General features: G+C 43.6%; 20 protein-coding genes. 12 read left to right on the top strand and 8 right to left on the bottom strand.

Annotated features, from left to right (window positions below):
- On the top strand, positions 1-1,761 hold the full coding sequence (locus tag WCW_RS02445; RefSeq protein ID WP_013181607.1) for a cation:proton antiporter: 1,761 nt from the start codon (positions 1-3) through the stop codon (positions 1,759-1,761).
- Here WCW_RS02445 and WCW_RS02440 read toward each other — a convergent pair.
- Positions 1,752-2,132 carry a VOC family protein gene (locus WCW_RS02440; protein ID WP_013181605.1) on the bottom strand — a complete coding sequence of 127 codons (381 nt, stop codon included), beginning with the start codon at positions 2,130-2,132 and terminating at the stop codon, positions 1,752-1,754. The two genes, WCW_RS02445 and WCW_RS02440, sit on opposite strands and share 10 nt — an antisense overlap.
- 23 nt (positions 2,133-2,155) lie before the next feature.
- Positions 2,156-3,358, bottom strand: a complete 1,203-nt coding sequence (locus WCW_RS02435; RefSeq protein ID WP_013181604.1) for a BaiN/RdsA family NAD(P)/FAD-dependent oxidoreductase — start codon at positions 3,356-3,358, stop codon at positions 2,156-2,158.
- Between the two features lie 247 nt (positions 3,359-3,605).
- On the opposite strand from WCW_RS02435, the gene WCW_RS02430 reads away from it, so the two are divergent.
- Positions 3,606-4,484, top strand: a complete 879-nt coding sequence (locus WCW_RS02430; protein WP_013181602.1) for a sulfite exporter TauE/SafE family protein — start codon at positions 3,606-3,608, stop codon at positions 4,482-4,484.
- A 53-nt stretch (positions 4,485-4,537) separates the two neighbouring features.
- Positions 4,538-5,857: a DEAD/DEAH box helicase gene (locus WCW_RS02425; protein ID WP_013181601.1), complete on the top strand. Its 1,320-nt coding sequence runs from the start codon at positions 4,538-4,540 to the stop codon at positions 5,855-5,857.
- Here WCW_RS02425 and WCW_RS02420 read toward each other — a convergent pair.
- Complete coding sequence (locus tag WCW_RS02420) at positions 5,772-7,073, bottom strand: PhoH family protein (RefSeq protein ID WP_013181600.1); 1,302 nt, start codon at positions 7,071-7,073, stop codon at positions 5,772-5,774. The two genes, WCW_RS02425 and WCW_RS02420, sit on opposite strands and share 86 nt — an antisense overlap.
- A gap of 180 nt (positions 7,074-7,253) precedes the next feature.
- Between WCW_RS02420 and WCW_RS02415 the strand changes: the two genes are divergently transcribed.
- Together WCW_RS02415 and WCW_RS02410 are read left to right on the top strand one after the other, a co-directional pair.
- The gene (locus tag WCW_RS02415) at positions 7,254-8,003 is read left to right on the top strand and encodes a hypothetical protein (RefSeq protein WP_013181599.1); all 750 of its coding nucleotides are present in this window, start codon (positions 7,254-7,256) and stop codon (positions 8,001-8,003) included.
- Between the two features lie 108 nt (positions 8,004-8,111).
- The gene (locus WCW_RS02410) at positions 8,112-9,347 is read left to right on the top strand and encodes an SH3 domain-containing protein (RefSeq protein WP_013181598.1); all 1,236 of its coding nucleotides are present in this window, start codon (positions 8,112-8,114) and stop codon (positions 9,345-9,347) included.
- A 40-nt stretch (positions 9,348-9,387) separates the two neighbouring features.
- Here WCW_RS02410 and WCW_RS02405 read toward each other — a convergent pair whose 3' ends face one another.
- The 3 genes from WCW_RS02405 to WCW_RS02395 all read right to left on the bottom strand — a co-directional run bounded on the left by WCW_RS02405 (position 9,388) and on the right by WCW_RS02395 (position 11,817).
- The gene (locus WCW_RS02405; RefSeq protein ID WP_013181597.1) at positions 9,388-9,663 is read right to left on the bottom strand and encodes a DUF3566 domain-containing protein; all 276 of its coding nucleotides are present in this window, start codon (positions 9,661-9,663) and stop codon (positions 9,388-9,390) included.
- Positions 9,664-9,929: 266 nt separating this feature from the next.
- Positions 9,930-10,385, bottom strand: coding sequence for a hypothetical protein (locus WCW_RS02400; RefSeq protein WP_013181596.1), 456 nt, complete (start codon positions 10,383-10,385; stop codon positions 9,930-9,932).
- A 256-nt stretch (positions 10,386-10,641) separates the two neighbouring features.
- Positions 10,642-11,817, bottom strand: coding sequence for an ISAs1 family transposase (locus WCW_RS02395; protein WP_013181323.1), 1,176 nt, complete (start codon positions 11,815-11,817; stop codon positions 10,642-10,644).
- A gap of 19 nt (positions 11,818-11,836) precedes the next feature.
- On the opposite strand from WCW_RS02395, the gene WCW_RS02390 reads away from it, so the two are divergent.
- Positions 11,837-12,592, top strand: a complete 756-nt coding sequence (locus WCW_RS02390) for a hypothetical protein (RefSeq protein WP_143876338.1) — start codon at positions 11,837-11,839, stop codon at positions 12,590-12,592.
- A 41-nt stretch (positions 12,593-12,633) separates the two neighbouring features.
- Here WCW_RS02390 and WCW_RS02385 read toward each other — a convergent pair whose 3' ends face one another.
- Positions 12,634-13,941 carry a DNA recombination protein RmuC gene (locus WCW_RS02385; protein WP_013181594.1) on the bottom strand — a complete coding sequence of 436 codons (1,308 nt, stop codon included), beginning with the start codon at positions 13,939-13,941 and terminating at the stop codon, positions 12,634-12,636.
- 112 nt (positions 13,942-14,053) lie between these two features.
- Between WCW_RS02385 and WCW_RS02380 the strand changes: the two genes are divergently transcribed.
- Genes WCW_RS02380 through lexA form a run of 3 tightly spaced genes read left to right on the top strand, consistent with a single transcriptional unit; the run spans position 14,054 to position 17,567 of the window.
- Entirely contained in the window at positions 14,054-16,285 is a 2,232-nt protein-coding gene (locus WCW_RS02380; protein WP_013181593.1) for an APC family permease, read from the top strand.
- Complete coding sequence (locus WCW_RS02375; protein ID WP_013181592.1) at positions 16,282-16,953, top strand: phosphatase PAP2 family protein; 672 nt, start codon at positions 16,282-16,284, stop codon at positions 16,951-16,953. The genes WCW_RS02380 and WCW_RS02375 overlap by 4 nt, the downstream gene beginning before the upstream one ends.
- Positions 16,950-17,567 (top strand): transcriptional repressor LexA, encoded by a 618-nt coding sequence (gene lexA / locus WCW_RS02370; RefSeq protein ID WP_013181591.1) that lies wholly within the window; start codon positions 16,950-16,952, stop codon positions 17,565-17,567. Before WCW_RS02375 ends, lexA begins: the two co-directional genes overlap by 4 nt.
- Here the strand turns inward: lexA and WCW_RS02365 are convergent.
- Complete coding sequence (locus tag WCW_RS02365; RefSeq protein ID WP_013181590.1) at positions 17,561-18,409, bottom strand: CDP-alcohol phosphatidyltransferase family protein; 849 nt, start codon at positions 18,407-18,409, stop codon at positions 17,561-17,563. The two genes, lexA and WCW_RS02365, sit on opposite strands and share 7 nt — an antisense overlap.
- A 72-nt stretch (positions 18,410-18,481) precedes the next feature.
- Between WCW_RS02365 and WCW_RS02360 the strand changes: the two genes are divergently transcribed.
- The 3 genes from WCW_RS02360 to WCW_RS02350 all read left to right on the top strand — a co-directional run bounded on the left by WCW_RS02360 (position 18,482) and on the right by WCW_RS02350 (position 24,540).
- Positions 18,482-21,442 carry an insulinase family protein gene (locus WCW_RS02360; protein WP_013181589.1) on the top strand — a complete coding sequence of 987 codons (2,961 nt, stop codon included), beginning with the start codon at positions 18,482-18,484 and terminating at the stop codon, positions 21,440-21,442.
- Between the two features lie 68 nt (positions 21,443-21,510).
- Positions 21,511-23,574, top strand: a complete 2,064-nt coding sequence (locus WCW_RS02355; RefSeq protein WP_013181588.1) for a RhoGEF domain-containing protein — start codon at positions 21,511-21,513, stop codon at positions 23,572-23,574.
- 75 nt (positions 23,575-23,649) lie between these two features.
- A complete protein-coding gene (locus WCW_RS02350; RefSeq protein WP_013181587.1) occupies positions 23,650-24,540 on the top strand; it encodes a COX aromatic rich motif-containing protein in 891 nt (296 codons plus the stop codon).
- Position 24,541 lies beyond the last annotated feature (1 nt).

The following is a 24,541-nucleotide window of genomic DNA, read 5'->3' as shown; positions in this document are numbered from 1 at the left end:
ATGGAAGATCCTTTTTTCCAACTTTCAATCATCTTGATCGTCGGCCTTCTATCCACTTGGATAGCGGAGCTGATTCATATTCCCAATATCTTGCTCATGCTGCTGATGGGATTCCTGGTCGGACCGATCACCGGCCTCATCAATCCACAGGAGCTGTTCGGAGATTTGCTTTTGCCAATCGTCTCTCTCTCGGTCGCCATCATCTTATTCGAGGGGGGCTTAAGCCTGGAGATCCGAAAAGTAAAGAAGATCGGCCCGATCGTCATGCGATTGGTCATTTTCAGCACACTCTTAGGAATTGTCTTAGCAGGGATTTTTCTTCAGCATTACGCAAAGTTTTCCTATGAATACGCTGTTCTTCTCGCATCAATTCTGGTGATTACAGGCCCAACAGTGATCATTCCTTTGCTGCAGCAGCTCCACATCAAAGAACCTGCTAGATCGATCCTGCGCTGGGAAGGGATCATCATCGATCCGATCGGTGCCATCACAGCCGTTCTTATCTTTGAAGCATTTTTCAAAACCTCCCACTCTCCGACAGAAACATTTGCCATAGGCCTTTCTCTAAGCATTCTAATCGGCGTTGGATTGGGAGTGCTTTGCGCATTCCTTTTTATTCTTGCACTGAAACGCTATCTCATTCCGGACATCCTACATAACTCAGTCGTCCTTCTTTTGCTGATTTTTGCTTACAGCATTTCCAACTATATCCAAACGGATTCCGGCCTTGTGACAGCGACAGTCATGGGATTTACTCTTGCGAACCAAAAGAATCTCTCTGTCAAACATATCGTAGAATTTAAAGAGAGCCTCCGCGTCATTCTGATTGCATTCCTCTTTATCACACTGGCTGCCAGCATCGATCCTCAAGTTGTGCTGAAATACTGGAAAGAATCTCTCATGATTACGCTATTTCTTCTTTTCATTGTCAGACCGCTTGTCGTTTTTATCTCTACATTTGGCTCACAGTTGAGCTGGAGAGAAAAAACTCTTATGATTATTGTCGCCCCTCGAGGAATCGTCTCTGCTTCAGTAGCTTCCCTATTTGCACTGGAACTTGCAGAACTAGGATTCAAAGAAACCGCCTGGTTAACATCCATCGTATTCAGTGTTATTGCTCTAACCGTCTGCTTCTGCGCCATTGGAACGTTTGTTTTTGCCCCTCTTTTAAAACTTGCCTCATCTTTTGAGCCTGGAGTCCTGATTATCGGAGCGAACTCTTTCGCTCGTGAAGTGGGCAAATCGCTTTCTGAAAGAGGATTAATCCCTTACTATATTGATACCAATTTTTGGAAAGCTTCTGAAGCTAAGAAGCAAAAGGGAAACGTGTTCTACGGAAGCTTCATCTCTTTCGAAGAAGAAAATCAGGACACTCTTGCCGAAATAGGAGTCGTGCTGGCACTCACAGAAAATGACGAGGTCAACAGCCTGGCAATCAATCATTTTTCCCGATTTTTCGATCGAGAACAACTCTATCAATTTCATCCGGAAACCGAAAAAATCCCGAATCATCTGACCGGACGAGGACTCTTTTCCAAAGAGATCGACCACTCGCAGCTGCGTCAAAAAGTTGACAACGGTTCAGTGATCCGCTCCACTCAACTGACGAAACAGTTTGGATATAAAGAATGGAAAGAGAAAAATCCGAAAGCAATTCCCCTCTTTTTACTCTCTTCCAACACTCCTCTTGAAACAATCGAAGACAGCGAAGCAGTTCGCAAGGTGCAGAAAGGAGCCATCGTCTTTTTGGATCAGGGGTAATAACCTTTGTTGAATTCTTTCCTCTCCAACTCAGATAGTTCCTCATCAGAAAGCTTCGTTTCAACCAATTCAATCGGCACTCCCTGTTCCTCAATCATGGCTACGCGATATCCTTCTAAAGGACTATAAGGGCCAAAGAGAATGTTAGCCCCCTCAATCTCCCTATCCAGATCGTCTACCTGAAAAGCGAGATGGGGAACCTGAGTCACAAGTTCTGGCAAACCATGGCCTTCCGGGAAACGGTGCCATTGAATATGCCAGCGGTTTCCTTCGAACGGAGTCGAATAAAATTTAAAACCGCCCACTTCAACCAACGTTTCATCATCCCTTTGCTCAGTTGTAGGAATTCCATAATGGTGAAAAATACGCATCGTTTAACCCTCTTTTTATTTTCTTAAGAAAAATCGGAAGCCGATCGACCAGCTATCCAACCTGTCGTCCAAGCATTTTGAAAATTGAATCCGCCGGTGATTCCATCAATATCGAGAATCTCGCCGCAAAAATAGAGGTTGGGGCAGATTTTACTTTCCATCGTTTTAAAATCTACCTGAGAGAGCCTGATTCCTCCACATGTGACAAACTCCTCCTTATTGGTCGTTTTCCCCCTAACATTATAAAGATCTTTACTTAACACTTGTGCCAATGCAGCTGACTTTTCTTTGCCAAATCCTGCGAACACTGTTTCATCGCCGACACCTGCCTTTTTTAAAAGCGCACACCACAATTTTTTAGGAAGAGAAGGCGGGTTCGCCTGTCTGAGAAGCTTCTTAGGATGAGAGCTGTGCTCTTCCTTAAATTTCTGGATCGAAAATTCTGGCACCCAATCGATGCTAAGGCAAACCTCGTAATGGCGCTCTGCCAAATAACGAGCACCGAAAGCTGAGAGTTTCAACGCTGCAGGTCCGCTAAATCCCCAATGAGTGATCAATAAAGGCCCTGTCTGTTCTAATTTTGTTCCCTGAATGGCAATTTTTGCTGGAGTTACCGAGACCCCTGCAAAATGTTCCAAAGGAAATTCCGGCACATTAAAAGTGAAAAGCGATGGCACAGGCTCCTCAATTGCATGGCCAAGCAAACAAGCAAACTCCCACCCCTGACGAGAACTTCCGGTCGCCATAATCAATCGGTCGGCTTTCAGAGGAACCGCAGTACCTACATCCAACAAAAATCCAGGCTCTGCAATTTGCACGCTTTTCAGCTTGCAACGGGTCCAAATTTTTACCCCGCATTTTTGAACCTCGTTCAGCAAACAGTCAATAATAGTCTCGGAGGAGTCTGTAATCGGAAACATTCTGCCATCGCCTTCGGTTTTTAACCGCACGCCGCGCAATCGAAACCACTCAATCACATCCTTCGGTTGAAACCGGTGAAAAGGCCCCAACAATTCCTTCCTGCCTCTTGGGTAGTTAGCTGCCAACATGCGCGGATCAAAACAAGAGTGGGTGACATTGCACCTGCCGCCTCCAGAAACACGCACTTTACTCAGCAGCTGCGCAGTTTTTTCGATGAGAATCACCTCGATTTCAGGATTGGACTGTTTTGCAGTAAGAGCTGAGAAAAAGCCCGCGGCACCCCCCCCAATCACAACAATTTTCATAAACCTGAACCTATTGCTATTTCGCGAATTTGATTTTATCTGCTTTTACATTTATAATCTGCACAATAAGTTTAAGGAATTATGAACCTATCCCGATATTCAAATTTGACATCTATTCCTTCTTTTTGGCTCTTTTTTTCGATCACTTCTTGTAAATCTTCACTAAGATTCACAGCGAAGCGGTCGAAGAAAATTTCTCAAAAAGAAAAAATATCTGCAAAAATAGCAATATCGGGATAGGTTCATAGTGAATAACGCTATAAAATTAATTGTTGCCACAGCCTGTTTGTTTGTCTTTTTTCAAATTCTGACGCACTATCGGCAGATGAAGAAAGAGCCATTTAGTTTCAAAAAAACATGCGCCTTACTATTTACAGGTTTTATCAGCAATATTTCAGATACAATAGGATTAGGGAGTTTTGCAGTCGTTGTTGCCTTAAACAACCGTTTTCGAACATTCGACGACAAAATAGTCCCCGGCACCCTGAATGCTCAAAGCGTTCTGCCATCGATGCTGCAATCCATCCTTTTTCTCAATTTTGTCGAAGTCGATCTCTATCTTCTCCTTTTGTTTGTCGCATCCGCCTGCTTCGGAGGATTTTTAAGCGGCTACCTAGTGTCAAAACTGGACAAAAAGGCTATCCGCCAATTAATGTGCGCCGGATTCGTTGGAGTCGTCATGCTTATCCTCTCTCAAAAAGGAGGCCTGCTTCCCAATGCCGGATTTGCCACTTCGCTTCCTCCGTTTAAAATGGCTGTCGGAGCCGTTGCTATGGTTTTTGCAGGGATGCTGCCCGCTATCGGTGCAGGGATCTATGTTCCCATTCAAACCATCCTTTTTCTTCTAGGGCTCTCCCCTCTTGCCGCGTTCCCGATCATGACGACAGCAGGCGCCATCGTTCAAACCGCTACAGCATCCGCTTTTGTCATGAGAGGGGAATTTGCTGTCAAAGAAAGTCTGTTTCTTAGCTTTTCAGGCATTTTAGGCGTAGCTGTTGCTGTACCGATCATCTCTTTCGTCAATCTTTCCTCCCTCCACTGGCTCCTCTTAACCATTGCAGCTTATAACGCTTTTTCTCTCTGGAAGTTAATTAATGAAGAAAACGTTAAACCTGCTCGCATTTAAATAACTTTTCTACTATACTGTCTTTTCCAACCCTTTTAAAATTAGGCCAATTAATGACTTTTGACGCTTTAAACCTCCATTCCGATCTTTTAAAAGCACTGAACGCTGCGGGATATAAAAGCCCTACAGAGATTCAATGCAAAGCCATTCCCAAAGCGGTCAAAGGTTTTGATCTGCGCGCCTCAGCGCAAACCGGTTCTGGAAAGACCGCCGCATTTTTACTGCCAGCCCTTCATCACTGCGTTGCAAATCCGCGTAAACCGACAGTTGGTCCGCGCGTTCTGATTCTTTCTCCGACAAGAGAGCTAGCAATGCAGATCGCAACCCAAGCGGATAAATACAGCAAATTCCTCAATCGCGTGAAATCAGTCTGCATCAGTGGAGGAGTCCCCTACCACGTTCAACAACGCAAGCTTAGGCGCCCTTATGAAATCTTGATCGCCACTCCCGGGCGCCTGATCGACTACATCAACCAGAAAGCGATCAATCTTTCAGCCATTGAGATCCTAGTGCTTGACGAAGCTGATCGCATGCTTGACATGGGCTTTATCGAGCCGGTGGAGAAAATCGCCGCTGCAACACCGTCAAGTAGGCAAACCCTCCTTTTTTCAGCAACCATGCAAGGAAGCGTATTAAATCTGTCCAACCGCCTGCTTAACGAACCGATGGACATCGTGATCCATTCAGAGAAAACAAAACACGAGAACATCACTCAAAAGCTTCATTATGTCGATGGACTCCAGCATAAAAATCAACTTTTGGAGCATATCTTAAATGATGACGTGGTCAAACACGCGATCGTGTTCACCTCTACAAAACGGCACGCATCCCAGCTAGTTTTCGAACTGCATGATAAAGGACTGCTAGCCGGTGCTTTACACGGCGACATGAGCCAGCGGCAGCGTTCCCGGACAATTGCTCAGCTACGGACTGGAAAAATCAAAGTTCTTGTTGCCACTGATGTGGCAGCACGCGGAATCGACGTACAAAACATCACCCATGTGATCAATTTCGACCTTCCACGCAATGTAGAAGACTACGTACACCGCATAGGAAGAACGGGACGCGCCGGAGCAGCCGGAACAGCGCTTTCCTTTGCCTCTGGAAAAGACACCTCTCTGGTTAAAAAAATCGAGGAGTACACCGGACAGCCAATTGATGTAGCTGTTGTGGCCGGCCTTGAACCAAAACCGATCAAAACAGAACACAAAAACAAGCCGGCCAAAAGGCCTGCAAACAAGTGGAAAGGCAAGCACCGTCATAAAAAACCCAGTGCCGGCAGAGCATTCAAAGGATCTCAGCAGCAAGAGCGGCCAACTCAGACCTCTCCGTCTTGGAAAGGTAAACGTGGCCGTACAACTTCTCATCGCTGAATCTTCCCACGGTATACGTCAAGCCATTGGAGTCTTGATCAAGATAGGGGTTGTCAATCTGAGTCGGATCTCCCGTCAGCACAACCTTCGTTCCTTCCCCGGCCCGCGAGATGATCGTCTTCATTTCGTGGGGGGTTAAATTTTGCGCCTCGTCAACAATAATATATGCCTTAGGCAAAGAGCGGCCGCGGATGTAGGTTACAGCCTCCATCTCAATTTTCTTGCTATCCATGACCCACTGCAAAGTGTCGTTCGGTCCGTTACCGCTTGTTGAATCGCAAAGATATTCTAAATTGTCGTAGATCGGCTGCATCCAGTGAAACAGTTTCTCCTCCTTTGTCCCAGGAAGGTAACCAATATCCCTTCCAAGAGGCACTACAGGGCGGCTAACAAGAATGCGCATAAACTCATTATCGTCAAACACTTTCCGCATTCCGCAAGCTAGAGCAAGAAGCGTTTTCCCCGTTCCAGCAGGCCCTATAAGAGTCACAAGCTTGATGTCGTCGCGCAATAAAAGATCAACAGCGCACTTTTGTTCGACATTGCGCGGCCGCACCCCCCATAAATCGGAAAATTTGATCAGAGGCTTCACAGATCCATCTGCCGCATCGTACTTACCGATTGCAGAGGAGTTCTCCGGCGACTTCATCACACAATACTCGTTTGGCTTCCACCCATTTGCCTCAACTTTTAAAATACTGTCTTTGAAAAATTCATCCACTTCCCGCTTTGTGACATCAATCAAGCGAATCCCCCGATACAGGTCATCATAGGAAAATTTGAGATTTTCATAATCTTCAGCCTCTAAGCCGATCGCTTCAGCTTTGATCCGCGCTGCAAAATCCTTGGAAACAAAAACGACAACCTCTCCCTGTTCTTGAAGAAGAAGGGCCGACATTAAAATTCTGTTATCTCTGATCGACGGAGTGAGATCTCCCAACATCCCTGCTTTGCTGTGAAGCTGAATTCTCAAACTCGCTCCATTGTCTAAATTCAGCCCTTTGTGAAGATCTCCCCTCCCCTCTTTAGATATCGAATCAAACAGTCGAAACACAGTTCGAGAATGTTTTCCCAATTCATCAGGCAAACGCTTCATGCGGTTCAATTCCTCCAATACCGTAACAGGAATCACGACATAACTTTTTGGGAATTTCAAGATCGACTCGGGATCGTGCAGTAAAACATTAGTATCTAATACAAAGGTCTTTTTCTTCACATACGCTCCTTTTTAATAGCACTTATAGCTTGAGAGTGCTAAATCAATTGACTTAAATAGGTTTATTTAGATATATTTAGTGATTGAATTCAAGAGGTAATTCCAAAGCTCCACATCAACGGAAAAATGAAACGGAGCGTAGAAAAACTCGGTATAAAAAGCAACGTTTTGAGGTAGATAATGAAAATAAATAAAAAAATTTTAAGCCTCCCTCCCTATATTTCAACAAGCTGGACAAATGTCGAGTCGCTTCATATGGAGCACACTTCGCTCATTATCTCCTTATACAATGGGGAATCCGTGTCGATTCCCGACGTCGATCCTCAATTGCTCGAGTCTATTTTCGACGCTCATGCCTCATTTATTGAATCAGGCGGCGACCAACCTCCCAAGCAACCTCAGACAGCAACATTCCAATTCCCCTTTGCTCAAGGAGGGCTGCAAACAGGAGAATTTCCATTCAAGTTCGGAGCCGGCGGATTTGAAAATTTCCAGGCTGCCATGCAGCACAATCCCGAACAGGCAAATATGGACAATCTTCCAGAAGAGATTCTTAGCAAAATTCGATCGCTGTCAAAGATTTTGATTCCAAAGGAAGCCCTCGAGAGCGCCCCCAAAGGGGAACCTCATTGCAACTGCATGTATTGCCAAGTAGCCAAAGCTCTGCACGAAGGATGGGACGGGCAGAACGCTTGGGATAATGAGGAGGACAAGAAGGAAGAGAGAGTCATCGATGTTTCTCAAGAAGAGGTTCGCGACTCCGATCTTCAATTTCAACAGTGGCAGATCATCCAAACCGACGAAAAAATGTACACAGTGACTAATAAATTGGACACCGAAGAAAAATACAATGTCTTCCTTGGCCATCCGGTGGGATGTACCTGTGGGAAAGAGGGATGTGAACACATCCTTGCAGTCCTTAAAAGTTAGTTTGCGGGAAATTACCTAAAAAGTCTAGAATCTAGAGCACGTCTTTGCGGATTTTTTTTTCGTAAAGATGATTTGTGCACAAAACAGAAATATCCTAGGAGACATCACATGCTCAAAGCATCATCCTACCTATTTATTGCTTCAACCTTATTCAGTGCTCCCGTTTTTAGCGACGGGTCCCCTACGGATTCCGAATGTGGTTTCAACAAGGCAGCTCATCATAATAGCAAAGCGTTTACAGGGAGAGTCTCGCGCGACCGCGTCCGCCTTCGCCTTAGCGCCTCCACCGACAGCCCGATCATCAAAGAGCTGAATCGGGGAGACATGTTCCTTGTGACCGGAGAAGAAGACGACTTCTACGCAATCAAACCTTTAAATGGAACAAAGGCTTATGTATACCGCACCTATATTTTAGACGGTGTTGTGGAAGGAAATAAAGTCAATGTCAGGATCGAGCCTCATCTCGAAGCTCCTGTGATCGGCCAGTTAAACATGGGAGAGCGTATCAAAGGAAAGATCAGCGATAAAAACAGCAAGTGGCTCGAGATCGATCCCCCGGAAATGACCCGCTTCTATGTATCAGCAGATTTCGTTGAGAAAATCGGTGACGCCGATTACCTTGCCCATTTTGAAAAAAGGGAAAACGATGTCAACGACCTGCTTAATGGCACCTACCTCATCAGCCAGCAGGAACTGCAGAAGCCTTTCAGTGAAATCCAACCGGAAAAAGTGGTTAAAAATTACCAAAAAATTATTGAAGAATACACAGAGTTTCCCCGCGAAGTCAAGCAGGCAAAAGACTCTCTTGCAAAGTTTCAGGAAACTTATCTTCATAAGAAAGTCAACTATTTAGAAGACAAAGCGAGCAAGGCCGATACTGATTGGAAACATCGCGGTCAATCGGAAACAGCCATGCAGGATCATCAGCAACCATCTGCAAATTCTTCCCAAGCCGATGCAAGCCAAGTGTATAAAAAGTGGGTGCACGAACAAGCAGCATCCGATGTGAATGCACGCATGGCGCTTTGGATTCCGGTTGAGATTGCTTATTACGAGAAGTGGGCAAAAGATAACCAAAATCGTCCGATTCAAGAGTTCTATAAAGAGCAGCGCGGACATGCGATGGCACTGCGCGGCATCGTAGAACCCTATGATCGTCCGATTAGAAACAAACCTGGAGATTACCTGTTAGTCAACCGAGGCAACCGCCTGCCGATCGCTTATATCTACAGCACTCAGGTGAACCTGCAAGATTATGTCGGCCAGGAAGTTTCGTTGGAAGCTGTCTTACGTCCAAACAATAATTTTGCCTATCCCGCCTATTATATCCTAAAGGCAGAATAGACAATGCGTTCAATATCCCTATCGCAAGATAGGGATATTTTTAGATTGTTTCATCAACATCTTTTAATGTAAGTTCCAATCCTCCCACCATATCCGCGACGATATTATAGATAAACGCGACAAATGCAGTAAAAATCCAGGTAAGTAATCCATAAACGATCGGGACAAGAAGGATGTAGCCCCTTTCCTGAAAACCTTCCTGTATGATCAAAAGGATTCCAACTGGTATGCAAAAGATGGCAGAAAGAATAAAATATAAAACAGCCATAAATTTAGCTGACTGCTTGATTCCAATGCCCGACAACTGTTTTTTCATAAAAAAACTCCAAGGTAACTTTATACCGAATTAACTTCAAAAATCAGGGGTGACAATCCGAACCCAACGAAACACTCACATATCCAATCAACATAGTTTTTCTTATATTAAATCATGAGATCATGAATTTGTCGAATTAAAATAACAAATTACATGTTATAAAAAATGAAATAGAGGAGATTTATACAAAATTAACGTCATCCATTCGACGAGGTAGAAACCTCGTCAAATAGATGAAACATTTTTGTGCAATTGAAAAAATGAGCCTATACAGATGATTTTTCTGTTCTTCGTTGCGCAGACTTTATGCAAAATTCTCTAAACCAAGGAGTGGTTTCTGCGAACTTTGTTTCATTTAAGAAAGCAATACCTCTTAGATCACAAATATCTGTAGATGTATCCTTTCCTTGATAAACCACTTTCAATTCTCTACCCTTTTCAAAATTCGGCTTCAACTTATCAGAAACCCAAAGAACTACTCCTTCTTTATTGGTTTGCAGGGCGCCGATTAATCGATTAGCAACTAGATTTCTAGCTTTTGTTAAGCATTCATCATTTTCCCAGTCTAAAGTTCTGATCATCACTTGTTTTTTATCCTCTGAAAACTCACGCACATAGACCATTTGATATTGAATTGTTTCTTCAAAATCCACTGTCCATGTTTTGAATCCAGAATCCAAAAGAGGGCTCATAGAGAATGGATAATCTCCTTGTATTGACATAACAACATCCTTATTTAAGTTTATAGTTTCTTAATATTATAGAGAAATTCAGAATTTAGATCAATTAAAATTGTAAAAAATAAATTGAAATATGTTATAATGTTTACAATGGGATTTTGGAAAAATCAAGAGAGAGAGGGAAAAACATGAGTTTAATTGGGGGATCAAGCAACTCAGACTTTAATTTTGATGGATTTGGGAACTTCAGTTTTGATGACTTAGTCAGCATCAATTCAGGTGTAGAAACAGGGCGATTTCATGAAAAAGATTTGACACCCAGCACTTTTAGCAAGTACTCATCATCCCAACCTGCCATCTGACGTTTAATCTCAATCCCACATTTAGCAGTCTTTTCCTGCTTAAGAAGATTCAGCGATAATCTCCTTATCATCGACATGTTTTCAGCTATATTTCCTGCATTTGCGTTCTGTTCATCCTCCCTAAAAGCTACGTCTAAAATCCAGTGGACACAATTCTCTATGCCCCAGTGCCCTCGTATTATATTGGCGACCCTTAATGCATCTGCCGACAAACTTGATATGTAATATCTCCTTTCAGTCGAAGTCGATCGCCCAGGTATTATGCGTTCACTCTTCACCATGATCAAGGATTTTAGGTTTTTCCACTCTTCTTTTTGCTGCAACCAGTCAATGTCTTCTGTAATGTATATCTCACGCATTTCTATCCGCCCGTGTGCACAGTGTTTTGACCCTACAGCGTTACATAAAACACCTTCAAAATCAATTTGCTCCGCTTGGACGAAGTAGTTTTCCACCTCATCTGAAAGATGGCCTTGATTGCCCTTTAGAGCCAAAACATAATCTCCACTTTTGTCTACAATTTTTTCCGCGATTGCTGTTTGGCAGCCCATCGCATCAATCGTAATCGTGGCTCCCGCAACATCGATCATATCCAACAACTTCGGGATGGCCGTTATTTCATTGGATTTTCCATCTACTTTTAGCTGCCCCAAGGTTAGGTTGTGTGTCGCAGCCCAGGCGCTTACAATGTGAACAAATGAATGAGGTTCGCCTTTTTTCGCAGTTCCCCTCTGGGCTTTACCATCAATGCTTACATTGTGGCCATCAGGCGTGTTTGCGCCGATTTTCGATCGTACCCATTGCACGAAGCATTGTTCCAAGGCAACAGGGGATAATAGGACAAAGATAGTCCAAAAGGTAGTGTAGGATGGGACGTCATCCTCAAGTGCAAGGGTGCTCGTTAGCCAGCGGCGCTTGCGCTGCGCATACATCGCCACAGCCTTGAGATCATTGGCTCCACTTATCACTGCGCAAATCGTGATAAACAGAATGTCTATTAATCGATACCTTATGCTACCTTGTCGTCTGTAATCGTCGAGGCAGCCAAAGTGTTCTTCAAGTGATTTTCTAAAAGCGTTGCTGGTGTCTTGATCAAGATCTTCTTCAGTCATATCCATCTCCTTGGTGGGGTTGACTAAAGAGTCTAATACTAAAGAATTTAGTGTATCAAGTATTTTTCATGAAATTGCCCTGGGTGTAGAAAATTCTAGTTCAGATATTAAGATTCAAAAAATAAAAAAAACAGAAGTATTTGCTGATATTAGAAAAATTGATTCTGCAGATCATGAGTGTATAGATTTTTATGATGCAAGCCGTTTTGTTAAACTTGGAAAAGATCAACTTCCCCCTTCAGAAAGAATTCTCGCAGGTCTTTTGCTTGAAAAGGAAGGACATGCACCTGTTCTGATGACAAGAGCCGGTGAGGCAAAACAATTAGATAAAAAATTTATTAGAATACACAGGGAATCTGATGATGGAACGGAATGCATCAGTGATTTTGGAAGTAGAGACATAACAATTGGGTCTCTTAACGATTCGCAGTATAAACACATCCATTCTGAAGCAATGACGCATCTAACGTTTATTGCTAGACAGCAAAAAGAAGTTGATAGTGAAGAAAAAACCGGTATTAAGCTGAAAGAGCTCGCAAATCAGAAGGAATTCACATCAAATTTTAAAAAAGATCAAACAGTTGTTGCAAACAAGATATTCCAAGGACAGATCGAAGCATTCTCTAAAAACAGACAAAAACTAAATCAAAAAATTGAATTTCTGTTTGAGCAAGAGAGAATTTCTGAAGAAAGGAAAACAAAGGCTCTTGATAAAAAGAAAGATGTTAGAGATGAAATGATTAAGATTCAGGAATTTAAAAAAGAAATCGTCTAACGGGATAAATAGATAAGTTGTGTGTATATCAATTCTTAAAGTTAATCGGTTATATACTCCGAATCGGAAACTTCCTCGGAAAGTTTACGCAAAGACAAATCGACATTTTTCAGAACCGGCAACTCTTTTCCAGCAGAAGCGCCTAACTCTTTAAACTTTCTAGCCGTCACCAACACCCTTCCTTCAAGCGACCCTACTGCAGAATTGTATCCATTGACGGATCGCTCGAGCCCTTTTCGTATCTCTTCAATATGCTCGCCCATCACACGAATTCTTTCATACAGTGTTTTTCCCAATTCGCTGATCGCTAAAGCATTTTCAGCAATCTGTTCCTGCCTCCAGCCATAGGCAACAGCTCGGAGGAGAGCAATCAATGTTGTAGGAGTTGCTAAAATAACTTTCTGCTCAACCCCATGTTCGATCAACGAAGGTTCCTGCTCAAGAGCAGCACTAAAAAAAGTCTCGCCGGGAATAAACAAAACGACAAACTCGGGAGCGGGTTGAAATTGATCCCAGTAACTTTTTGCTGACAACTGAGTGATGTGATGACGGATCTGTTTCGCATGGTCTTTAAGTTTCTCAAGCTTCTCTTTTTCAGAGTCTATTTCCAGCGATTCAAGATATGCACTTAATGAAGCTTTAGAATCAACAACAACCTGTTTATTATTGGGCAGCCGAATAATCAAATCCGGACGCAAACGCCCATTTTCCGACTGAACGCTTTCCTGCTGTAAAAAATCGCAATGTTCCACCATCCCGGCCATTTCTACCACTCTCCGCAACTGAATCTCTCCCCAACGACCGCGCACAACAGGCTGCCTCAACGCTTTCACCAGATTCGAAGTCTCACTCTGCAATCGAGTCTGTGTCATGGCCAGCAACTTCACCTGTTCCGTTAAACTAGCATAAGCATCTGTCCTTGCCTTCTCCAACATGTGGATTTTATCATTCACTTTTTCTAAAGATTCTTTGATCGCATAATGCTTGACACTCAAATCCCCCTTAGCAGCTTCTTGAAGCTTCTCTAATTTTGCAGTGGCAATCTCCAAAAAAGATTCAGAATTGTTTTTCAAGACATCAACGGACAAAGCTTTGAATGCATGACTCATTTTCGTTTGAGCCTCATTGAGCAAGGAAACTTTTTCTCCATGGGCTCTCCTTTCATGTTCCAAAGTCGCTTCAAGCTCGGCTCTTCTGGAAAGCAATTGCCGGTTCTCTTCTTGAAAAGTACGCAACCTAACCTCTTTTCTCCACAAAAGCCAACCCAAAACCCCTGTGCAAGCAAACAGCATGACCGACGTCAAAATCCAAGGAAGATAAGAAAGAAAAAAATGAAAAATAACATCCATACGGCAAGATCAACTCAATTAACGGAGCCTGATTCTACGTTGGCCGGTTAAATTTGACCAGTCCTTATTTCTATGATATGCTTGAGCCGACTCATGATTAAAATTTTGACTAATGGAAGATAAAAAATTCGGCCTCATCAAAGGGGTATTCATCCCTAATGTCACGATGATGTTCGGCGTCATTTTATTTTTACGCCTTCCGATTATCGTCTCGCACATCGGATTATGGCCTCAATTGGCTGTCATCGCGCTTTCACTGACTTTCATGTTGATCACAAGTTTTTCCATTGCTTCAATCGCAACGAACATGGAGGTGGGAACAGGAGGCGTGTATTATCTCATCACGCGCACATTGGGCATCGAACTTGGCGGTGCAGTGGGAATTGCTGTCTATCTTGCGCAACTCATCTCGATCTCCTTGACCATTACCGGTTTCGCATACCTTTTTTGCGACATTTTCCCAGCTTTCACTCCAGTACAGGTCGAAGTCGCAGCTCTCATCGCCTTATCTTTACTTGCTTGTATTTCCACCTCCCTTGCTCTGCGTGCACAAGGAGTGATTTTTGCACTCATTCTCTTAGCGATCGGCTCCGTTTTTTTGGGGTCTTCCAATCAGATCCCTGCTCCGAAAGATATCACCCCCTTCTATCCAGGCGGCAGCCTCACTTTCCTTGCAGCGTTCGCCCTATTTTACCCTGCCCTAACCGGAATTGAGGCAGGCATGGCTCTTTCAGGCAATTTAAAAAATCCGGCAAAATCTCTTGCTTATGGAAATATCAGCTCTTTAATCTTTGTCGCGCTCACCTACGCTCTGCTTTCGATCTTCGTTTATCAAAAGATCCCGTTGACACTACTTAAATCTGATCCTTTCGTGCTCGTTTCCTATGCCTATAGCTCAAAACTTGTGATCCTAGGGGTGTTTTGCGCCACTCTTTCCAGTGCGCTTGGAAGCCTTGTCGGAGCTCCGAGAATCTTTCAAAGCTTAGCAGAAGACGGAGTTGCACCAGTTGTCTTCGCAAAGACAATCGGCAAGTATCAAGAGCCGATCTGGTCTCTGCTGCTGACAACAATCGCTTCCCTTTTCATCATCCTTTTTACTACGCTAGACCAAATTCTTCCCATTTTGACAATGATCTGCCTAATCACTTATGGCATGTTGAATTTCATCGCAGCAATCGCAGAATTAATGAACACTCCAAGCTGGCGGCCGCAATTCAGAATCCATTGGTCCATTCCCATGCTGGGTGTTTTTCTCTCTTTATTCCTCATGATTATCATCTCCCCTCTGTGGTCTTTCGGATCGATCTTTTTAGTCATTGCAATCCTGCTATTGCTTCAAAAGCGCAATTTGGATGCCGGATTCCAAGATCTAAGAGAAAGTGTCGTTTTCTTTTTCTCCCGCTTTGCACTCTACCATTTATCCAATCCTGCGGAATACGCGATCGTTTGGCATCCTCAGCTCTTGGTATTCCCCTCTTCTCCGACTCAATCGAAAAAACTTGTCCACTTATCCCACCAACTGACAAGACGAAGCGGCATTCTGACTTTCGGATCGATCGTTCCTGAGGATACTTGGTCTAGCGCCGAAAAGATCGCAGCTTCCAGACAATCTCTGGAGAATCACTTCATGAAGCAAAATATCGGCTGTCTGCTGGAAGTCCTGCCTGCTCCATCTCTGCATGAAGGGATGCTGAACATGATTAAGACCTTCGGAATCGGGCCGATTCAACCAAATACAATTCTTGTTGACTTGGATGTTGAAAATCCCGATATTGAAAAATTGATTGAAATTGTCGATGCCTGCCGTACGATGCAAAAAAATTTGATTTTTTTTAAAGACTCTAAGAAGGTAGCAGACAAGCGGTTCATCAAGCCGTCCATCAGCCCGAAAAAGCGGATTGATCTATGGTGGGACGGTACATCGAGCAAAAGCTTCAATCTGGCCGCTTCTTTGGTAAAAACCCTTTATGATAGCAAAACATGGCGCAACACCAAAGTGTACCTGAATGTTCTCTCTCCACATCCAAGCGCTCAAGACCCTCTAAAAGAATATATTCAGCAGTTTGTGACAAAAAGCCGTTTGAAGATGACTCCAAAAATCATCCACGAATCGAACGCTTTTGATCCGTTTCTCTACATGGAAAAGTATTCCAGCAAAGCCGATTTAACATTTTTATGTCTCCAACATTTTGAAAACAGCGATTCCTATGAAGAGTACGCAGATTACCTTCAGCTTGTGATCAATCAATCGCAAAACTGTGGAGTTCTCGCCTTTGTCACCTGCTTCGACCAAGTTGAACACAGTGAATTGTACTATTACCCCCATAACCAAAACACGTCATGAACAGTTCTCATTTGATGTGGTTCTCCCCTATCGCCCTGCTTTTCCTCATTGCTCCCTTTACCTCAACGATTGATCTTGCCTTGTCGCAAATGAGCTATTTAACAAACTCTTTCCACTCCGGTCCCTTGCTTGACTTTATCTTCAAATGGGGGTTGCTTCCAGGGCAGCTGCTGATCGCCTTTTCCCTGATCGCACTCATCGTCTCTTATCTAGTAAACAAATACAAGCGATATAGAAAGCAAGCACTCTACCTTGTTGCCACATTGGCAATCGGAGCAGGATTCATTACCCACGCCCTGTTGAAAGACCATTGGGGACGCCCTCGTCCAAGGCAGGTGATCGAGTTTGGAGGAACAGAAGAGTACCGTCCGTTTTGGAAACCCAACTTCAGCAAACAATCCAAATCGATGAAGTCGTTTCCCTGCGGCCACTGCACCATGGGATTTGCGTTTTTCTCTTTTTATTTTTTAGGGAAACGCTTGAAGAAGCCGTGGATCTCAATTTTAGGAACCTTTGTCAGCCTTTTACTAGGCTTCGGACTTGGAGCCGCCCGCATCTTGCAAGGAGGCCATTTCTTTTCCGATATTCTCGCAACAGCTTTGATCATGTGGTTGACCGCCCTTATGTTTGATAAGATTTTATTTGAAAAAAAAGGGACTGCTCAATGAAGGGTTTGACCAAAAGGCAAAGGGAAATTTTCGATTACATTCAGGAGTATATCAAAAGCAACAGATACTCTCCGAGTTATCGGGAAATCATGGAACACTTCGGATTCCTATCAATCGCCTCGGTATCCAAACACTTGGGTGTTCTCCAGAGTAAAGGCGCCATTACGACCAAAAAAAACAGCCGCCGCTCGATCACTCCTTGCGATAGCACTCCCCAACAAAAGGAATCTGCGGAAGCGGAGCTGCCGTTCATCGGACATATCATGGGAGGAGTCCCGATTGAAACATTTCCGCTTACCCAGACATTGACCGTTCCTAAATTCCTGGTCCACAATGTAGAGAAAACCTATGTTCTTCGCGCCAAAGGAGACTCTTTATCTCAAGAAATGATCCAAGACGGAGATCTCCTTTTAACAGAGGCAAGATCTGAGGCGCTTGCCGGAGAAATTATCATCGGCGCCTTGGAAGACCGCCGCACATTTGTCAAACAATACTTTCCGGAGGGAAACTCTGTCCGGCTGATCACTTCTCTGTCAAAAGAGGAAACCGCCCTTCGCCATGACCAACTCACGATCCACGGCGTCCTCGTAGGACTTTGGCGTTTATTTCATTGATCGGTAAACTCGATATCGTCCGGGGCGGGCTCAAAATCTTCTAATGTTTTGGATCGTTTTCCAGAAATTAACCGGATCAATGACAAAGTCATCGCAAGAGCAATATATCCCCAAGAAAAGATAAAAAAGACCGTTGCGAAATGGTACATGATGCCGTAGAAGATCACCACAGCAATCAGAACAATAAAAAAGACCTGTTGAAACGAAAACACCTTTAAACGAAGTGTTTTCAAACTGGGAAACTTCCAGCGGCAAACCATTAAATAGCCAAGAGAAATCATGACAAAAACAAGCAAGGATGCCCGCAACTCATCGGTCAAAGAAAAAAGGCTGTTGAAAAGATCGGAAGCTAAAAATAAATTCAAAGAAACCGCCGCAGCCGCAGCTCCAGGAATGGGAAGTCCGACAAAATTTTTCTTGTGCGCCGACAAAAGATCCTCGCTTCCTTTAGCGGTCTGCGCACTAACGCTAAAACGCACCAACCGAAGCACACCGCATAACGAAAAGACCATGACCGATATCGTTAAAAAAAACGATAGCTCAGTCCCCGGTTCAACGGAAAAACTCTTCAGCACAATCACCGACGGGGCAACACCAAAGGTGACCGCGTCTGCCATCGAATCAAAAAATCCGCCAAATTCGCTTTCAGCATTCATCGCCCGTGCAATCCCCCCATCTAGAAGATCGGCGATCGCAGCAAGAAGCAAAATCCCCGCTGTCTGCGTCAGCACCTGCATTGACGCACCTCCTATGGGAGTCATATTCAACTTAAAAATGACAAACAACCCACAAGAGAGGCCGAAAGCAGTCACAGCATTGGGCAACAAATGAACTTTCTTCATAAGGAACTATTATAAACCATTGGCATTAAAGGAACAATAAGATATCTTCAAAACCTTAATGAAGGATATATTATGGCTTTGAATAAGATCGGCGACACCTACAACGCATTTAAACTGAAAAGATTAGTCCCTCTTCCGGAAATCAATTGCCTGTTAAGAGAAATTGAACACGAACCCTCTGGAGCAAAAGTTCTCCACATCGAAAACAACGATCCGGAAAATGTGTTTTGCCTCTCCTTCCGCACCATCCCCGAAACTTCAAACGGGGTTGCGCACATTCTAGAGCACACAGTGCTCTGCGGTTCAAAAAAATTCCCTGTTAAAGACCCGTTCTTCTCCATGACCAGACGCAGCCTCAACACCTTTATGAACGCCTTTACGGGAGACGACTTCACCTGTTATCCTGCCGCATCCCAAGTCCCTCAGGATTTTTACAATCTTTTAGAAGTCTACTTAGATGCGGTTTTTCATCCCAATCTCAAAGAATACAGTTTCCTTCAAGAAGGGCATCGACTTGAGTTTTCCATCCCCGAAGACCCTTCAAGCCCTCTAGAATATAAAGGGATCGTCTACAACGAAATGAAAGGCGCCATGGCCTCTCCGGATCAAAGGTTGTACAATGCGATCGACCACGCTCTATTTCCCGATTTGACCTATAGCGTCAACTCCGGAGGAGACCCCATGGTGATTCCGGAACTTACCTACGAAGAACTTAAAGCTTTCCACAGCAAATTCTACCATCCCAGCCGCTGCCTCTTCTATTTTTACGGAAATCTCCCTGTTGAGCGCCACCTTGATTTTATTCAAAAAAACATCCTCTCAGGAGTGGAAAAAGTTGAACCGATCCCCCATCTTTCTAGACAAAAGCGATTTCAAGAAGAGAAAAGCAAAGAGATCGGCTACCCCTTTTCACGCGATGAAGATCCTTCCGAGCAAGCAATGGCGGCTTTCGGGTGGCTAACCTGCGGGATTTTGGAGCAAGAAACCACATTAGCGCTAGAAATCATTACTCTTGTTCTCTTCGGAACAGACGCAGCGCCGCTTAAAAAAGCACTTTTAAAATCAGGCTTGTGCAAGCAAGTCTTTGCAAGCGTTGGCGACGATAACAGCGAAATTCCTGTATCGATCGTTGTCAAAGGGTGCAATCCTGACAATATCCAGAAGTTGAAAATTCTTATCAAAGAAAAGTTGCAGGAGATCGCAGAGCAAGGCCTCTCTGACACTCTTATCCAAAGCGCCCTGCATCAGGTAGAATTCCACCGCAGCGAGATCACCGGCGATCATTACCCTTACGGTCTTTCCCTTTTTTTACGCTGCGGCCTCTTGATGCAACACGGTGGAAATCCGGAGAGCAGCCTTCTCGTTCATTCCCTCTGCGATGACTTGCTCGCAAAACTCAAAAAAAATCCTCGCTACCTAAGTGAACTGATCACAAAGCACTTCATCCACAATCCTCATTTTGTCTCCATCCTTGCCGCTCCTGATCCTGAGTTAAACAATAAAGAAAGGGAGTTGGAAGAAAAAAAACTGAAAGAAAAAGAAATTGCTCTTGATGATTCTCAAAAGGAGTTTCTCGTCAAACGCGCAGCAGAGCTCTCCGCCTTTCAAAAAGAGCAGGAAGAGATCAATATCGATATCCTCCCCAAGATTTCTCTCAAAGATGTGCCAAAAAATTCTATGAATTTTCCTCTTGAACAAGAGGCCTTCAACAACTTTACCCTGTACCACCACGACTGTTTCACCAATGAGATCATCTACAGCGACCTGGTCTTCCCTCTTCCACGTATTGAAGAGCAAGAGCTCCCCTTTTTACGCTTATTTACGCTTCTCCTTCCTCAATTGGGCTGCGGCGGCCGCTCCTACATTGAGAATTTGGAGTATATTCAAGCACATACTGGCGGCATCAGCGTGTCGGAAACCCTCAATGCTCAGATAAGTGATCCCAGCTTGCTGGATCCTTATCTTACCATCGAAGGGAAAGCATTAAAGAGAAACCAAGGCAAGCTGTTCAAGCTGCTGCGAGAAATGACAACATCCACCGATTTTACCGATGCCTCTCGCATCAAAGAGGTGCTCGTTAAACATTTTACCGGCATGCAAAGCAAATTTACTCAAAACGCTCTTCGCTACGCCATGGGACTTTCCACATCCCCATTCAGCCCCGCAAATCGGATCAACCAAGTAATGGGAGGCTTAACTTACTATCATTTTCTAAAAGAACTGATGGAAAACCTCGATTCCCGCCTGGAATCGTTGATTACATCTTTGCAATCACTTCAAAATCGATTGCTTGGAGCCGGATCTCCCCACTTGGTGCTTTCCTGCAGCGCCTCCGACTATGAAGCGTTGAAAAAAGAGCATTGTTACGGCCTTTGCGAAATAGAAACCAAGGAAGCTGCTCACTGGATAACTAATCATCAAATTCCAAAAGTAGAATCGCAAGGACGAATCATCGCTTCCCCTGTTGCCTTCACATCGACAGCAACCAGGAGCATCCCCTATAAACACCCCGATACTCCTGCCATTACCGCAGCAGCCAAAATGTTCGACAATCTGATCCTACATCCTCAAATTCGGGAAAAAGGAGGCGCCTATGGAGCAGGTGCGATCAATCATGCCACACAAGGAACATTCACTTTTTACACCTATCGCGATCCTTGCATCGCCTCTTCTCTAGACGCTTTTGCGCTTTCTGTACAAAAAATTGCTGAAGGCAGCTTTTCTGAAGAGGATTTGGAAGAGGCAAAACTGGAAATCATTCAAGGGCTGGACAGCCCCATCAGCCCCGGAAGCCGCGCATACACCGCATATTCTTGGCTTCGCAGCGGCAAATCGCTTGAAATCAGGCAACAGTATCGCAATCAAGTCCTGTCTCTTACTCGAGAGCAGGTCAAAGAAGCAGTTAAAACTCACCTTGCTCCACAAATGCAGGAAAGCGTGACAGTCGTATTTGCAGAAAAAGAGCTTCTTGAATCTGAAAACCGGAAATTTCAAAGCCTAAATAAACCTCTATTACCTATATTTTCCACTTAATCACATTTGTGTATAAAATTTTTATTTGATATAATTGGGCGTGGTCATGCTTAATAAGGTAATTAAAAATGTCAATAAGTGGCGATTCTCACCTTCAAATGTCTGTTTCCGAGAATGGCCAACCGCAAAAAATGGGAACAGCTACACGTGTCGGCGAGTTGGAAACTGGAGAATCCGGAAAGACATTTGCTTCTTATAGTGTCAAAATGCAGATGCCTGACGGCACTGAAAGAAGCTATAAAGTTCGTGTAGGCTTCAACGACGCTAAACTCAGAGAACATGTCCAAAAAGCAGGTTCAGACCGAGCTGATCTTGCAAGTGTTGTCGATAAGATTGTCGATAGCATGGATGCTGCGTCTATCGCAAAATTATCGGGATACCAAATAACCGCTAAATTGGATGATCCGGAGCACACAAAAGTAAAACTAAAAGGCGGCGAACAAAGAACCCTTGGAGAATTAGCAGGCAGTGAGGATCCAGATTTAGCCGCTCTTGGATCAAGTGCATCAAAGGTGGTCAAAGCCTTTGAACAGTCGAATATCGGTCAATTAATCAAAAGTTCATCTGAAAAATCTCCGCCAAAGCCTCTGCCTAAACCGCCAGAAAAAAAAACCGAAAACCTCACTACTAAAGTTCGCTTTGAGGAAATGGATCCTTCCGGCCAAAACATTGAAGACCTTGGGCCTATCTCTACGTTGCCGGAAGAAAAAGGGTCCAAAACCCCTCTTAGAGTTAGCTTCGAGGAAATAGACTCTGATCCTAGCTCTACATCAATGCATTTACTTTCTAGGGATTCGCCCACTCAAACACAACCCTCACGACGAAAAAGTAGTATCGGTGAGTTAAGGAAAACTCTTACATCAGGTTCTACTGAACAAGCTCAAAAAGCTGCTGAAACAATGGTCAGAATCGAAAATTTAAAGGGTATGCTGGTAAGATTTGATGGAACTGTATCTGCAAATCCTAATCAATTGGAATTGGCATCGAAAACGAAATTAGATAGTAAACAGTATCGGGAAATCGTTGAAGCAATCATGGAATTAGAATCACACAACGTTACGGAGATTAGTTGGACTGCAGAAGTTCCAAAAGCGAAAGCCGAACCAGATTCCGATAAGACAGAAAAAGAAAACATAAAAGTCACAAGATCGACCAAGGAAATTCTTCAAAAGGTGATCACTAAAAAAAATGGACGCAAAGCCATTGCCAAAAATACGAGTTTGTTCAATAGTTTTCGCAACGATACTCTGGATTCTGTGAAGAAATACTCGCCAGAAATTGCAATGGCTCTCGAAAAAATGCCGATAACGTCTGAAAAACAAAAGAAAGCCTTTCTTCAATCCGCTGTCAAAGCCAGGGAATTAGCTGCCAATTATGATTCGGTAGTGCGCAATTTTGAAATAAAAGAGGAAGATAAATCCAAGCCGGATACATCAAGTGTTTCAATAAGCACTACCCCTCCTAGTGCCCTCCAAACAAAGAACATTTTAAAAGAAATTTTCGCTACAGAGGTTTCCTACGTTAAAGGTCTATACTCTCTTACTGAAAAAACCTGGGGTGTAGATGGCAAAGCGATGAATATCTTTGAAAGAATGGAGCACGAAGGACTGATCTCTTCTTATGAATCGAGTATTTTGCAAGCACATCTTGACACATGTCTGGAACAATCAATGCTCACACTTTGCGAACTTTCAGGAATTCCTTATCCCAAAAACTCAGACCTTCAATCAACTCTAAAGTCTGCAGAAGAAGCATTTAAGCGTTTACCCCCTGAAGATCAACTTAAAAACTGTATTCATGCCTTCAGAAAGGAAAGACAAAAAGAGATCATATCCGAAATCTCTTGTATGGCAATCAAGCACAAACAAGTGATTCAGATCATGGAAAACACCCTTAAGAAAAAAGAAGCTCAACCTCTTATGGGAGATTTCACACAGCGGCCAACTAATATGGGTAAAGATATCGGAGCCTTTTTGATAACGCCTATACAAAGAGGACCAAGATATCAGTTATTTATGAAAGAGCTTGTAAAACACTCTCCTGAAGGCTCAGAGGCGCTCAAATTACTTCAAGGAGAGCTCTCAGCCATTGAAGAGAGCATTGGCCGCCTAAATAGTTATATCCCAAAATAATTTTCTTGTGCTTGACAAGTAGAAAAATATTTTTATATTGAATACTTAAAGTTAAGTACAAATTTTTGGTATCGAATGAAAGAAACCACGCGGCCCATCTTCAACAAGCTCATCTTTTCCGGCATCATCCTCATCATCATCCTCTTAATGCAGCCTTTAGAAGTGTACATCTTACTAAAGGACATCGTTGTTCTATTTCCCAAGGGATGGATTGGGTTGGAACAGAGGAATCTACTCCTTCTGATCCAGGCATTGATGCTTCTTTTCATCATTCCCATCTACATCATGACCTTCATCTTTTCATGGTGGTACCGAGCAGATAATGATCAATCGGAATATGATCCCGACCTCATTGACCACAAAGTCGCAGAAATTGTTTGGTGGGGACTTCCTCTGATCATGACAGTGTTGATTTGCATCATCACCGCTTATAAAACATACGAACTAGACCCCTATAAACCTATTGCTTCGGATAAAAAAGCGATAGAGATCGAAGCTGTCGCCCTCCAGTGGAGATGGCTGTTTATCTATCCGGAAGAAAAGATCGCCACTGTCAATTATATCCAGTTTCCAAAAGAGACTCCCATCCATTTCAAAATCACAGCCGATGCTCCGATGAACGCGTTTTGGATTCCTCGTCTTGGAGGGATGATCTATGCCATGCCAGGCATGACGACCGAACTCAATCTAATCGCTGACGAAGCGGGCGAGTTTAGAGGATCGTCGGCAAATATCAGCGGCAAAGGCTTTGCCGATATGACATTTGTAGCTAAAGCCTCCACACAAGAAGAGTACGAGGAATGGGTTGCTTCTGTAAAAAAGTCGGACCAACCTATGAATATCCCCGTTTACCGAGAGCTGGCAAAACCTTCGGAAGACACTTCCGTCAAGTTGTATCAACTGGAGGAAAATCATCTTTTCCATGAAATTGTTATGAAATTTATGAAACCTCAATCAAAGATTTAAT

The organism is Waddlia chondrophila WSU 86-1044, assembly GCF_000092785.1.
Taxonomy (GTDB): Bacteria; Chlamydiota; Chlamydiia; order Chlamydiales; family Waddliaceae; genus Waddlia; species Waddlia chondrophila.
Note: the sequence above shows the minus strand (reverse complement) of the source record. Positions and strands in the feature narration are given on the sequence as shown.

Coding starts and splice junctions, on each gene's coding strand:
- WCW_RS02445 (WP_013181607.1), top strand. CDS start 1: ATGGAAGATCCTTTTTTCCAACTTTCAATCATCTTGATCGTCGGCCTT.
- WCW_RS02440 (WP_013181605.1), bottom strand. CDS start 2,132: ATGCGTATTTTTCACCATTATGGAATTCCTACAACTGAGCAAAGGGAT.
- WCW_RS02435 (WP_013181604.1), bottom strand. CDS start 3,358: ATGAAAATTGTTGTGATTGGGGGGGGTGCCGCGGGCTTTTTCTCAGCT.
- WCW_RS02425 (WP_013181601.1), top strand. CDS start 4,538: ATGACTTTTGACGCTTTAAACCTCCATTCCGATCTTTTAAAAGCACTG.
- WCW_RS02415 (WP_013181599.1), top strand. CDS start 7,254: ATGAAAATAAATAAAAAAATTTTAAGCCTCCCTCCCTATATTTCAACA.
- WCW_RS02410 (WP_013181598.1), top strand. CDS start 8,112: ATGCTCAAAGCATCATCCTACCTATTTATTGCTTCAACCTTATTCAGT.
- WCW_RS02405 (WP_013181597.1), bottom strand. CDS start 9,663: ATGAAAAAACAGTTGTCGGGCATTGGAATCAAGCAGTCAGCTAAATTT.
- WCW_RS02400 (WP_013181596.1), bottom strand. CDS start 10,385: ATGTCAATACAAGGAGATTATCCATTCTCTATGAGCCCTCTTTTGGAT.
- WCW_RS02395 (WP_013181323.1), bottom strand. CDS start 11,817: ATGACTGAAGAAGATCTTGATCAAGACACCAGCAACGCTTTTAGAAAA.
- WCW_RS02385 (WP_013181594.1), bottom strand. CDS start 13,941: ATGGATGTTATTTTTCATTTTTTTCTTTCTTATCTTCCTTGGATTTTG.
- WCW_RS02380 (WP_013181593.1), top strand. CDS start 14,054: ATGGAAGATAAAAAATTCGGCCTCATCAAAGGGGTATTCATCCCTAAT.
- WCW_RS02375 (WP_013181592.1), top strand. CDS start 16,282: ATGAACAGTTCTCATTTGATGTGGTTCTCCCCTATCGCCCTGCTTTTC.
- lexA (WP_013181591.1), top strand. CDS start 16,950: ATGAAGGGTTTGACCAAAAGGCAAAGGGAAATTTTCGATTACATTCAG.
- WCW_RS02365 (WP_013181590.1), bottom strand. CDS start 18,409: ATGAAGAAAGTTCATTTGTTGCCCAATGCTGTGACTGCTTTCGGCCTC.
- WCW_RS02360 (WP_013181589.1), top strand. CDS start 18,482: ATGGCTTTGAATAAGATCGGCGACACCTACAACGCATTTAAACTGAAA.
- WCW_RS02355 (WP_013181588.1), top strand. CDS start 21,511: ATGTCAATAAGTGGCGATTCTCACCTTCAAATGTCTGTTTCCGAGAAT.
- WCW_RS02350 (WP_013181587.1), top strand. CDS start 23,650: ATGAAAGAAACCACGCGGCCCATCTTCAACAAGCTCATCTTTTCCGGC.